This window comes from Gordonia sp. YC-XJ4 (genome assembly GCF_059511865.1).
In genome coordinates, this window is sequence record NZ_CM183447.1 from 346712 (window position 1) to 359346 (window position 12635).

8 protein-coding genes are annotated in these 12635 nt (G+C 66.8%); 6 read left to right on the forward strand and 2 right to left on the reverse strand.

All coding sequences use genetic code 11. The annotated features are described in order from the left end of the window. Positions 1-276: 276 nt before the first annotated feature. Together gltB and AC5ZH6_RS01540 are read left to right on the forward strand one after the other, a co-directional pair. Complete coding sequence (gene gltB / locus AC5ZH6_RS01535) at positions 277-4878, forward strand: glutamate synthase large subunit (protein WP_006369126.1); 4602 nt, start codon at positions 277-279, stop codon at positions 4876-4878. Further along, a complete protein-coding gene (locus AC5ZH6_RS01540; protein ID WP_006369127.1) occupies positions 4871-6325 on the forward strand; it encodes a glutamate synthase subunit beta in 1455 nt (484 codons plus the stop codon). The genes gltB and AC5ZH6_RS01540 overlap by 8 nt, the downstream gene beginning before the upstream one ends. Before the next feature lie 94 nt (positions 6326-6419). On the opposite strand, the gene AC5ZH6_RS01545 is transcribed toward AC5ZH6_RS01540, so the two are convergent. Next, positions 6420-6860, reverse strand: a complete 441-nt coding sequence (locus AC5ZH6_RS01545) for an SRPBCC family protein (protein WP_006369128.1) — start codon at positions 6858-6860, stop codon at positions 6420-6422. 133 nt (positions 6861-6993) lie between these two features. On the opposite strand from AC5ZH6_RS01545, the gene AC5ZH6_RS01550 reads away from it, so the two are divergent. Further along, entirely contained in the window at positions 6994-7893 is a 900-nt protein-coding gene (locus AC5ZH6_RS01550; RefSeq protein WP_006369129.1) for a cutinase family protein, read from the forward strand. Positions 7894-8065: 172 nt separating this feature from the next. Next, positions 8066-8215 (forward strand): hypothetical protein, encoded by a 150-nt coding sequence (locus AC5ZH6_RS01555; RefSeq protein WP_014358404.1) that lies wholly within the window; start codon positions 8066-8068, stop codon positions 8213-8215. A 54-nt stretch (positions 8216-8269) separates the two neighbouring features. Here AC5ZH6_RS01555 and AC5ZH6_RS01560 read toward each other — a convergent pair whose 3' ends face one another. Then, positions 8270-8482 carry an RNA-binding S4 domain-containing protein gene (locus tag AC5ZH6_RS01560; protein WP_006369130.1) on the reverse strand — a complete coding sequence of 71 codons (213 nt, stop codon included), beginning with the start codon at positions 8480-8482 and terminating at the stop codon, positions 8270-8272. A 64-nt stretch (positions 8483-8546) separates the two neighbouring features. On the opposite strand from AC5ZH6_RS01560, the gene lysX reads away from it, so the two are divergent. Then, positions 8547-11948, forward strand: coding sequence for a bifunctional lysylphosphatidylglycerol synthetase/lysine--tRNA ligase LysX (lysX, locus tag AC5ZH6_RS01565; protein WP_271354690.1), 3402 nt, complete (start codon positions 8547-8549; stop codon positions 11946-11948). 168 nt (positions 11949-12116) lie between these two features. After that, positions 12117-12614: a ribonuclease E activity regulator RraA gene (rraA, locus tag AC5ZH6_RS01570; protein ID WP_014358406.1), complete on the forward strand. Its 498-nt coding sequence runs from the start codon at positions 12117-12119 to the stop codon at positions 12612-12614. The last annotated feature ends 21 nt before the right edge of the window (positions 12615-12635 follow it).

Below are 12635 nucleotides of genomic sequence, written 5' to 3' on the forward strand. Positions count from 1 at the left end.
GCGTCGATGTGGTAGCCGGATTTCGATACTGGGCACCGCGCGTGAGAAAATACCTGACAATGCTTAGCGAGCAGGGTGGTTCCTGCCTGGCAACGACTGCCGGGTCCAGGTGTCAGCAACGGCGCTGACCTCAGGGGACGCCACCGTCCGATCGTCGGAAGAGCCAGGTCAGCCCATGGTTTCGGCACTTCCGGGGGCACAGTCGACGGTGCCGCGTCCGCACAGACGTATACGGGTCAATCGGTGCGCAACGTCGCGCGCGAAGTGAGGCAGATTATGAAGCATGCTCCTGGTCCCACAGGGCTGTACGACCCCATCCACGAGCACGACGCCTGCGGTGTCGCCTTCGTCGTCGACATGCACGGCCGACGCAGCCGGGACATCGTGGACAAGGCCATCACCGCGCTGATCAACCTCGAGCACCGCGGAGCCGCGGGTGCCGAACCGAACACCGGTGACGGCGCCGGCATCATGATCCAGGTACCCGACCGCTTCCTGCGCGAGGTCGTCGACTTCGAGCTGCCCGCCGAGGGCGGCTACGCCACCGGTATCGCCTTCTTGCCGCAGGGCTCCAAGGACGCCGCCGAGGCGTGCGAATCGGTCGAGAAGATCGTCGAGGCCGAGGGGCTACGGATGCTCGGCTGGCGCGAGGTGCCGGTCAACGAGAACGGTCTCGGCGCACTCGCCCGCGACGCGATGCCGACCTTCCGTCAGGTGTTCATCGCGCTGCCCGAGGGCACGCCCGATCCCGACGGCATGGTGATCGAACGCCGGGCCTTTGTGGTGCGCAAGCGCGTCCAGAACGAGCTCGGCACCAAGGGGGCAGGCGCCGACGGCCCGGGCCGCGAGACCGTGTACTTCCCGAGCCTGTCCGGCAAGACCTTCGTCTACAAGGGCATGCTGACCACCCCGCAGCTGCGCGAGTTCTATCTGGACCTGCAGGACTCGCGGGTCGAGAGCGCGCTGGGCCTGGTGCACTCGCGCTTCTCCACCAACACCTTCCCGTCGTGGCCGCTGGCGCATCCGTTCCGGCGCGTCGCCCACAACGGCGAGATCAACACCGTCACCGGTAACGAGAACTGGATGCGGGCGCGCGAGGCGCTCATCGACACCGAGTTGTTCGGTGACGACGTCTCGCAGAAGATCTTCCCGGTGTGCACGCCCGGTGCCTCCGACACCGCGCGCTTCGACGAGGTCCTCGAGATGCTGCACCTCGGTGGTCGCAGCCTGCCGCACGCGGTGCTGATGATGATCCCGGAGGCCTGGGAGCGTCACGAGTCGATGAAGCCCGAGCACAAGGCGTTCTACGAGTACCACGCCACGTTGATGGAGCCATGGGACGGACCGGCCTCGGTCTGCTTCACCGACGGTACCGTCGTCGGCGCCGTCCTCGACCGGAATGGCTTGCGCCCCAGCCGGATCTGGGTCACCAAGGATGGACTGGTCGTGATGGCCTCGGAGGTCGGCGTCCTCGACATCGACCACGCCGACGTCGTGCAGAAGATGCGGCTGCAGCCCGGCCGGATGTTCCTGGTGGACACCGCCGCCGGCCGCATCGTCGACGACGAGGAGATCAAGGATCAGCTCGCCGCCGAGCACCCGTACCAGGAGTGGCTCGATAACGGCCTGGTGCACATCGACAACGTCAAGGCGTTGCCGCACCAGCACATGTCGCATCACCGGGTCACCCTGCGGCAGTTGACCTTCGGCTACACCACCGAGGAGCTCGACCTGCTGGTGGCGCCGATGGCGCGCACCGGTGCCGAGGCGATCGGCTCGATGGGCACCGACACCCCGATCGCGGTGCTCTCGGCCCGGCCGCGGATGCTGTTCGACTACTTCCAGCAGATGTTCGCCCAGGTCACCAACCCGCCGCTGGACGCGATCCGCGAGGAGATCGTCACCGCGATCGGCGGGACCATCGGCTCCGAGGCCGATCTGCTGCACCCGAGCCCGCAGTCGTGTCGGCAGATCGTGCTGCCGACCCCGGTTCTCGACAACGACCACCTCGCCAAGCTCGTCCGGATCAACGACGACCCGAACCTCCCGGACTTCCGCAGCGCCCACATCCACGGCCTGTACCCGGTCGCCGAGGGCGGCGCCGGTCTGCGTGCGGCCCTCGACGAGGTCCGCACCAAGGTCAGCGCGGCGATCGCCGACGGGGTGAACCTGATCATCCTGAGCGACCGCGAATCCGACGAGACGCTGGCCCCGATCCCGTCGCTGTTGCTGACCGCGGCCGTGCACCACCACCTGGTGCGCGAGCGCAAGCGCACCCGCGTCGGACTGATCATCGAGTCCGGTGACTGCCGTGAGGTCCACCACGTCGCCACCCTCGTGGGATTCGGTGCGGCGGCGGTCAATCCGTACATGGCCTTCGAATCGATCGAGGACATGGTGGAGCGGGGCGCGTTGGGCGACATCGACTTCGAGACCGCCCGCGCCAACTACATCAAGGCCGCGAGCAAGGGCGTGCTCAAGGTGATGAGCAAGATGGGCATCTCCACCCTCGCCTCCTACACCGGCGCGCAGCTGTTCCAGGTCATCGGCATCAACCAGGACACCGTCGACGAGTTCTTCACCGGGCTGCGCAGCCAGCTCGGCGGAATCGGTCTCGACGAGATCGCCGCCGACGTCGCCGCCCGACATGCGTTGGCGTTCAACGACCGTCCCAGCGAGCGGGCCCACCGCGAACTGCCGGTCGGCGGCGAATACCAGTGGCGCCGTGAGGGCGAGTACCACCTGTTCAACCCCGACACGGTGTTCAAGCTCCAGCATTCGACGCGCACCGGTCAGTACAAGGTGTTCAAGGAATACACCAAGCTCGTCGACGACCAGTCGCGCAAGCTCGCGACGCTGCGCGGTCTGTTCGACTTCAACTTCGGTGACCGCGACCCGATCCCGATCGACAAGGTCGAATCGGCGCGCGAGATCGTCAAACGCTTCTCCACGGGTGCGATGAGCTTCGGCTCGATCTCGGCCGAGGCGCACGAGACCCTCGCGATCGCGATGAACCGGCTCGGTGGACGCTCGAATTCCGGTGAGGGCGGCGAGGATCCGCGTCGCTTCCACCATGACGAGAACGGTGACTGGCGCCGCAGCGCGATCAAGCAGGTCGCGTCGGGCCGTTTCGGTGTGCACTCGCACTACCTGAGCAACTGCACCGACATCCAGATCAAGATGGCACAGGGCGCCAAACCCGGCGAGGGCGGCCAGCTGCCGCCGCACAAGGTGTACCCGTGGGTCGCCGAGGTGCGAGGCTCCACCCCCGGTGTCGGGCTGATCTCGCCGCCGCCGCACCACGACATCTACTCGATCGAGGATCTCGCCCAGCTGATCCACGACCTGAAGAATGCGAACCCGCAGGCGCGCATCCACGTCAAGCTCGTCAGCGAGATCGGCGTGGGCACCGTCGCCGCGGGTGTGTCCAAGGCACACGCCGACGTCGTGCTCATCTCCGGGCACGACGGTGGCACCGGCGCCTCGCCGCTCACCTCGCTCAAGCACGCGGGTGCGCCGTGGGAGATCGGTCTGGCCGAGACCCAGCAGACGTTGCTGCTCAACGGTCTTCGCGATCGCATCTCGGTACAGGTCGACGGTCAGCTCAAGACCGGACGCGACGTGGTGGTCGCCGCGCTGCTCGGCGCCGAGGAATTCGGGTTCGCCACCGCCCCACTGGTGGTGTCGGGTTGCATCATGATGCGCGTGTGCCACCTCGACACCTGCCCGGTGGGTGTGGCCACCCAGAATCCGTTGCTGCGTGAGCGTTTCACCGGCAAGCCGGAGTTCGTGGAGAACTTCTTCCTCTTCATCGCCGAGGAGGTCCGCGAGTTGCTGGCCCGTCTGGGCTTCCGCACCCTGCAGGAGGCGGTCGGCCACGTCGAGGCCCTCGACACCGGAAAGGCGCTGTCGCACTGGGGTTCGGCGAAGGCCGGCAAGCTCGACCTGTCCTCGGTGCTCGCCGAGACGGAATCGCCGTTCATGAACCAGGACCTGTACTGCTCCGGCGTGCAGGATCACGGTCTCGACAAGGCTCTCGATCAGCAGCTCATCGCGCAGAGCCGGGAGGCGATCGACCACGGTACCCGGGTGAGCTTCTCGTCGAAGATCACCAACGTGAACCGCACCGTCGGCACGATGCTCGGCCACGAGGTCACCAAGGCCTATGGCGCGCAGGGTCTCCCGGACGGGACGATCATGATCGACTTCACCGGCTCGGCGGGCAACAGCTTCGGTGCGTTCGTGCCCAAGGGCATCACGCTGCGCCTCGAGGGCGATGCCAACGACTTCGTCGGCAAGGGACTCTCGGGCGGCCGCATCGTGGTGCGTCCGGCGCGCAACGCCCCGGACGGGTTCGTCGCCGAGGAGAACATCATCGCCGGCAATGTCATCGGGTTCGGTGCGACGGCGGGCAAGATCTTCTTGCGCGGTGTGGTCGGCGAGCGGTTCTGTGTGCGCAACTCGGGTGTCACCGCGGTCGTCGAAGGCGTCGGCGACCACGGCTGCGAGTACATGACGGGCGGTCGTGTGGTGGTCCTCGGCGGCACGGGGCGCAACTTCGCCGCGGGCATGTCCGGCGGCATCGCCTACGTGTACGACCCGCAGCAGAACTTCGCCGACAACCTCAATCCCGAACTCGTCGAACTCGAACCGCTCGACGACGACGATCTCGAGTTCCTCGCGGGCATCATCACCGAGCACCGCGACGAAACCGAATCACCGGTCGCCGCAGCACTGCTCGAGCAGTGGGAGACCACGCAGACGCAGTTCGCCAAGGTGATGCCGCGCGACTTCAAGCGTGTGCTGGCAGCCGCCGCGGACGCCGAGCGAGATGGACGAGACGTGAACGAAGCGATCATGGAGGCCGCACGTGGCTGACCCCAGAGGATTCCTCAAGCACACCGAGCGGGAGTTGCCCGACCGTCGTCCGGTCGACCTGCGCCTGCTCGACTGGAAAGAGGTCTACACCGACTTCGACAAGGACCACCTGCAGACACAGGCCAGCCGGTGCATGGACTGCGGTATCCCCTTCTGCCACAACGGCTGTCCGCTGGGCAACCTCATTCCCGAGTGGAATGACCTGGTGTACAAGGATCGGTGGGACGACGGGATCGAACGTCTGCACGCCACCAACAACTTCCCGGAGTTCACCGGGCGGTTGTGCCCGGCGCCGTGCGAGGCGTCGTGCGTGCTCGGCATCAATCAGCCGCCGGTCACCATCAAGCAGGTGGAGGTCGAGCTGATCGACAACGCCTGGGACAGTGGACTGGTCACCCCGGTGCTGCCGACCGAGCACACCGGCAAGAACATCGCCGTCGTCGGGTCCGGGCCCGCGGGACTGGCCGCCGCACAGCAGCTCACCCGCGCCGGTCACACCGTCTACGTCTACGAGCGGGCCGACCGCATCGGCGGCCTGCTGCGCTACGGCATCCCCGAGTTCAAGATGGAGAAGCGCCACATCGACCGTCGTCTCGAGCAGATGAAGGCCGAGGGAACGGTGTTCCGCACCGGTGTCAACGTCGGGGTCGACATCACCGTCGCGCAGCTGCGGGAGGACTTCGACGCCGTCATCCTGGCGATGGGCTCGACCATCGGTCGCGATCTGCCGATCGAGGGCCGCGAACTCGACGGCATCCACCAGGCGATGGAGTTCCTGCCGCAGGCCAACCGCGTACAGCTCGGCGACACCGTCGACGGCCAGATCACCGCGAAGGGCAAGAAGGTCGTCATCATCGGCGGCGGCGACACCGGCGCCGACTGCCTCGGTACCTCGCTGCGTCAAGGCGCCGAGATCGTGCACCAGTTCGAGATCATGCCGCGTCCGCCGCAGGAGCGCGCCGAGTCCACCCCGTGGCCGACCTACCCGTTGATGTACCGCGTCTCCTCGGCCCACGAAGAGGGCGGCGAGCGGGTGTTCTCGGTCAACACCGAGATGTTCGTCGGCGAGAACGGCAAGGTCACCGGCCTCAAGGCACACGAGGTGGTCATGCGTGACGGCCGCTTCGAGAAGGTCGAGGGCAGCGACTTCGAGCTCGAGTGCGACCTGGTGCTGCTCGCGATGGGCTTCGTCGGACCCGAACGCACCGACCTGCTCGACAAGCTCGGCGTCGAATACGACCAGCGCGGAAACATCAAGCGGGATGACGAGTTCCGGGCGGTCGGCCAGGAGAACGTCTTCGTCGCCGGCGACGCCGGCCGCGGTCAGTCACTGATCGTGTGGGCCATCGCCGAGGGGCGTTCGGCCGCGGCGGCCGCCGATCAGTACCTGGCCGGTCGCACCGACCTGCCCGCTCCGATCTACCCCACGCAGGTCGCCCAGCGCTGAGGCACACGATCACGACGACCGGTGGTCGGCGGTCCCGCACGGGGCGCCGGTCACCGGTCGAGTCGTCTGCGGAGGCAGGCTCACCAGGCGGAGATCAGTTCGACCGGCCTTCGAGGGCCTTGGTCATCTCCTTGGGCACCGAGTCGGCGAGGCGGTTGAAGATGACCGCGAAGATCGGTTCGGCGATGGCGCCGAATCGCTGGAAATCGACGGTGGCCGCATAGGTGATCGAGGTACGGCCGTTGCCGGCGTCGGTGAACGAGAGGTCGTCGGTCGTCGTGGCGGTCTTGTTGGAACCGGTGAACACGACGTGGTCGGGGTCGTCGCGGGTGAGTTCGTAGGTGAGCTCGGTGGAGATGCCGTACAGCGTGGTCTTGTTGCGCCAGGTGGTGCCGAGACCGATTGGGCCCCGGGTGTTTTGCGTGCATTCGACGGTTCCCGGATCCCATTCCGCGGCATTGGCGAAGTCGCGGAGATAGGTGACGACCTGGTCGCGGGGACGGTCGACGGTGAAGGTGCGCGAGACGTTGACCACAGCATGGCTCCTTTGTCCGATAAGCGGTGTCGTTCACCGGTATTTCGTCGCCGAAGGGTTTGCGGACCGTCTCCCCGGTCCTAAACTCGTTCGGGTATTGGTCGGTGGTCGCGGGTCTGCGGGGACCCGGCCGATGGCCACGATTGAAGGGGAGGCGCTCGTGCGCAAGCTGTTTGTGATGGTCCTGACCCTGCTCATCGCGGCGATCGGCGCGGTCGCGGCGGGTGGCACGGCGCACGCCGCCGACTGTCCGCGGCTCTATGTCATCGCGGTACCGGGCACATGGGCCGACGGACCCGGACTGCTCGGCGACGTGACCTCCGGCCTCGGCGCCGACACCCAGGTCGCCTACGTCCGCTACGACGCGACCGCATTCCCCTGGGAGAAGGCGATCTACGGCAAGTCCAAGGCGCAGGCGGTCTCGAACGTGACCGGCCTCGCGGTCACCATGTTGCGACGCTGCCCGGCCACCAAGATCGCGCTGACCGGCTACAGCCAGGGTGCCGACGCCGCCGGCGACTTCGCCTCCGAGGTCGGCGCGGGCACCGAGCGGGTGCGTCCACAGCAGGTCGCCGGGGTGGTGCTCCTCGCCGATCCGCGTCGTTCGTCGAAGGATCCGCTGGTGGGACCCCCGCTCACCGGCCAGGGCAGTGGCGGACCCCGCATCGGCGGCATGGGATGGCTGACGCCGGTCACCCGGCAGATCTGCGTGCCGAGCGACCTCTACTGCAACACCCCGCGCGACTACTACGTCACGCGCGTCGTCGGCTACCTCGCCGAGACGAGTGATCCGACGCCCAGCCAGTACGGCCAGTACCAGCTCGAGGCGGCGGCGATCGTCAACGAGATGCTCACCCAGGGTGGCCCCGGGCGGATCGTGCAGGAGTTGAGCAACGCGCGGGCGCGTGAGCAGATCATCGAGTTCAATAAGTTCATCCAGTCGGGATCGCACGGTGACTACGCGACGTTCCAGGTCAAGCCGGGAGTGACGGCGGTGCAGTGGGCGCACGACTACCTCGCCGGACTGGCGTGATCTTCGCCACGTCGTGATCTTCCGCAGGTCACTGGGTCGCGCGTCGCTACCAGGACGGTAACGATTTCCGTGTCATCATCGACGTACACGGGTGTGGTTGCGAGTTGGAAAACCGCCGCTACAGTAAGACGAAGTCAGTATCCGTTGTATTGATTCAGGGAAGCGTTGAGTCATGAAGTTGGCTGAGACACTCCACGGACCCCGTCGACCCGCCCGGCTCGGGGCGCTGTCCATCCGACGCACCCGCCGTCAGGCACGAATGTTCCCGGCCGAAGCCGAACGACTGATCACCGCTGCTGAACTCCGTCGGCTCCACGGCTGAATCGACTCCACGGCTGAGCCGGGGCCGACCGCCGTTGCGCCCGGCCGGTGGGACTCACCCCGCCGAGACACGCGCGGACTGCCCGCCCAATTCGACGACGTCGCCGACGACGAGCTGACGACCGCGTCGGGTCTCCACGTCACCGTTGACACAGACCAATCCGTCGGCGATGACCTCCTTGGCCTCCGCACCGGAGTCGATGAGGTTGGCCAGCTTCAGGAACTGGCCGAGCCGGATGACCTGATCACTGATCGCGACGTCGAACACACCGCCATCCTGGCAGACGGCAAGCGTTCCCGGCGAGCCGAACCGCGCACTAAGGTTGTCTGTCATGGCGGTCGAGACCGGAGTGCAGCAGGCCCCCGACGACGAGAAGCAGCACGGATCGGTGCCGCCGGATCGGACAGCGGCCGAACGCCGTTCGGCTGATCTGCTCGACCAGATCCGGCATCCACGGGGTTTCGGGCACAACGCGCCGCGGATCGCCGGCACCGTGGTGGGCGTCATGGCGGCAATTGCGTTGGCGTCGAGCATTTTTCCGTTCTTCCGGCATTGGATTCACGTTCCTCGTGACTACGTCGACAACTACATCGTCGCGATGCCGGAGACGAGCTTCGCATGGGCCTATGTGCTGGCATTGGTGGCGATCGCACTCGCCGCCCGCAAACGCATCGCCTGGTGGATCTGCGTCATCCTGCTGGTGCTGTTCATGCTCACCAACGCACTGCTGCTGATCCCGGCGATCGGCTCCGATCTGGACATGACCCGCACCGAGCGGATCAACACCGGGATCGGGTTGGCGATACAGGTGGCCATCCTCTTCTTCCTGGTTCTCACGTTCCGGCAGTTCTACACCCGGGTCCGCCGCGCCGCGTTGCTGCGTGCGCTCGGTGTGCTGATCACCGGGCTGGTTGTTGCCACCATGCTGGGCTGGGGTCTGGTGGTGCTGGTACCCGGCAGCCTGGAGTCGGGGGAGCGTCTGCCGTATGCGTTCAACCGCGTCGTCGCCTTCGCGACCATCGATCAGCGCACCTTCGACGGCCACCACACCCATCCGTGGATCAACGGGCTGCTGGGACTGTTCGGGGCTCTGGCCCTGATCGCCGCCGCGATCGTGCTGTTCCGGTCTCAGCGGCTCAAGTCGCTGATCACCGCGGAGGACGAACGACTGATCCGCGCGCTCATCGACCGGTTCGGCGACGACGACTCGCTGGCCTACTTCTCCACCCGCCGCGACAAGGCCGTGGTGTTCTCGCTCGACGGTCGGGCGGCGATCACCTATCGCGTCGAACTCGGCGTCGGACTGGCCGGCGGTGATCCGATCGGCGACCCGGACTCGTGGTCGGGGGCGATCGCGGAGTTCCTGACGCTGTGCGAGCGGTACGGCTGGCATCCGGCGGCGATGGGCGCCAGCGAGCGCGGCGCCGAGGCATACGACGCGGCGGGTTTCGGCACGCTCAACATCGGTGACGAGGCGATCATCCACACCCGCGACTTCACGCTGTCGGGACCGGCGATGAAGAGTGTGCGCCAAGCGGTCACCCGTAACCGGCGGGCCGGGGTCACCGTACGAATCCGACGGCACAGCGAATTGTCGGACGCACAGATGGCCGAGGCGATCGCCCGCGCCGACGCGTGGCGCGACACCGACGAGGAACGCGGCTTCGCGATGGCACTCTCGCGACTCGGCGACCCCGCCGATGGCAACTGCCTGCTTGTCGAGGCGATCCAGAACGAGGGCACCGACGACGAGAAGGTCATCGGCTTGCTGTCCTTCGTCCCGTGGGGTCGGCGTGGGGTCTCGCTCGACCTCATGCGCCGCGACCGCAACGGTGTCAACGGTGTGGTGGAGACGATGGTCGTCGAGCTGTGTCAGCGTGCCGAACAGGTCGGCGTCACCGACATCTCCCTGAATTTCGCGACGTTTCGCGCCTTCTTCGAGCATGGCGGGCAGATCGGTGCCGGACCGGTGATGCGGGCGAGTTACTCGGCGTTGATGTTCGGCTCCCGGTTCTTCCAGATGGAGTCGCTCTATCGCTCCAACGCGAAGTACCTGCCGGATTGGCAGCCGCGGTACCTGTGCTTCGAGGACGCCCGGATGCTCCCGCGTGCCGGGCTGGCGAGCATCGTCACCGAGGGTTTCGTGCGGCTGCCGCGCTTCGGCCGCAAGGAACAGTACGAAGCCGGCGAGCCGTCGGTGCCGCAGGGAGTCGACGTCGACGCGCTCGTCGCGCAGTTCGCCGAGGAGGCCGATCAGCAGGCGGTCTCCGTGCATCGGCCCGAGCAGGTCCGGGTTCGGATGGCCAAGCTCGATCGGCTCATCGCCGAGGGCTTCGACCCGTACCCGCCGGCCGACGCGCCCACCCACACCATCGCCGCGGCCCGGGAACTACCGCAGGGCACCCAGGTCACCATCGCCGGCCGCATCACCCGGTTGCGCGACTTCGGCAAAGTGATCTTCGCCGACCTCCACGACTGGTCGGGGCAGGTGCAGTTGCTCATCGAGGATTCCCGGATCATTCCGGGCACACCGGATTTCGGCTCCGATGTGGACCTCGGCGATCTCGTCGAGGTGCGTGGCATGCTCGGCGAGAGCCGCAAGGGCGAGTTGTCGGTGCTGATCGACGCGTGGCGGATCAACGGCAAATGCCTGCGTCCGCTGCCCGACAAGTGGGCCGGTCTGACTGACCCGGAAGCCCGTGTGCGCCAACGCTATCTGGACCTGGCGACCAACGCCCGCAGCCGGGACCTGCTCAAGACCCGCAGCGTCGTCGTCAAAGCGCTGCGCGACTTCCTCGCCACCCGGGATTTCCTGGAGGTGGAGACGCCGATCCTGCAGCGAATCCACGGCGGCGCCAACGCCACCCCGTTCCAGACGCACATCAACGCCTACAACCTCGACCTCTATCTGCGTATCGCACCCGAGCTGTACCTCAAGCGGCTCTGCGTCGGCGGGGTGGAGAAGGTCTACGAGATCGGGCGGAACTTCCGCAACGAGGGCGTCGACTTCAGCCACAACCCCGAGTTCACCAGCCTCGAAGCCTATGAGGCGCACAGTGATTACCTGAAGATGCTGGATCTGACCCGCGAGATGATCCAGTTCGCCGCGACCGCGGCGCACGGTGAGCCGGTGATCTACCGGACCGGTGACGACGGCACCGTCGAGCGCATCGACATCTCCGGTGACTGGCCGGTCAAGACCGTGCACGAGGTGGTCTCCGAGGGTGCCGGTGAGGAGGTCACGCCGGAGACGAGCGCCGAGGACCTGCGTCGGATCTGTGATCGGCTGGAGATCGCACACCGCCCCGACTGGGACGCGGGGGCGCTGGTGCTCGAACTGTATGAGCACCTCGGTGAGGACCGCACGACGTTCCCGACGTTCTACATCGACTTCCCCACGTCGACCTCGCCGCTCACCCGTGCCCACCGCAGCCGCGCGGGTGTCGCCGAACGGTGGGATCTCGTCGCCTGGGGCGTCGAGCTCGGCACCGCCTACACCGAGCTCACCGATCCGGTCGAACAACGCAAACGGCTGACGGCGCAATCGATCCTGGCCGCCGACGGTGATCCGGAGGCGATGGAACTCGACGAGGACTTCCTCGAGGCACTCGAATACGCGATGCCGCCCACCGGCGGACTCGGCGTCGGCGTCGACCGCGTCGTCATGCTGATCACCGGTCAGTCGATCCGCGAATCGCTGCCGTTCCCGTTGGTCAAGCCCGACGAGGGATAACCGTCGTCGACGGCGCCCGGTTTCACGCCGACGGCGCTTGTCTCAACGCCGAGAGCGCTCGAGGACGCGTCGCGAAGGCGCTGTCGGCGAGGTGAAGGGCGCTGTCGGCGGGTTGGAGGGCGCTGTCGGCGGAGTAGGGGTCATTACCTGTTGGTTGCGGTTACACCTATGCTGGTCGGCATGAGTGAGCTCACCTTCACCCCGACCGCCGACCTGGTCGACGAGATCGGTGCCGATGTCCGTAGCTGCGACGTCCAGTTCACCCAGTACGGCGGCGTGCGCGAGTTCGTCGGCCGCGTGAGCACCGTGCGCTGCTTCCAGGACAACGCCCTTCTCAAGTCGGTGCTCGGCGAATCCAACCCCGGTGGTGTCCTCGTCGTCGACGGCGACGCGTCGGTGCACACCGCACTGGTCGGCGATCTGATCGCCGAACTCGGCCGGTCCAACGGCTGGGCCGGCATCATCGTCAACGGCGCGATCCGCGACGCTAAGACGATCGGCGGGATGGGGATCGGTGTGAAGGCACTGGGCACCAACCCGCGCAAGTCCACCAAGACCGGTGCAGGTGAGCGTGACGTGCCCATCGAACTCGGCGGCATCACCTTCGTCCCCGGCGACACCCTCTACTCCGACGACGACGGCATCGTGCTCGTCGCCGCCGTCTGACCGTCACACCCATCTCCCGAT

Coding starts and splice junctions, on each gene's coding strand:
- gltB (WP_006369126.1), top strand. CDS start 277: ATGAAGCATGCTCCTGGTCCCACAGGGCTGTACGACCCCATCCACGAG.
- AC5ZH6_RS01550 (WP_006369129.1), top strand. CDS start 6,994: ATGGCCACGATTGAAGGGGAGGCGCTCGTGCGCAAGCTGTTTGTGATG.
- AC5ZH6_RS01555 (WP_014358404.1), top strand. CDS start 8,066: ATGAAGTTGGCTGAGACACTCCACGGACCCCGTCGACCCGCCCGGCTC.
- lysX (WP_271354690.1), top strand. CDS start 8,547: ATGGCGGTCGAGACCGGAGTGCAGCAGGCCCCCGACGACGAGAAGCAG.
- rraA (WP_014358406.1), top strand. CDS start 12,117: ATGCTGGTCGGCATGAGTGAGCTCACCTTCACCCCGACCGCCGACCTG.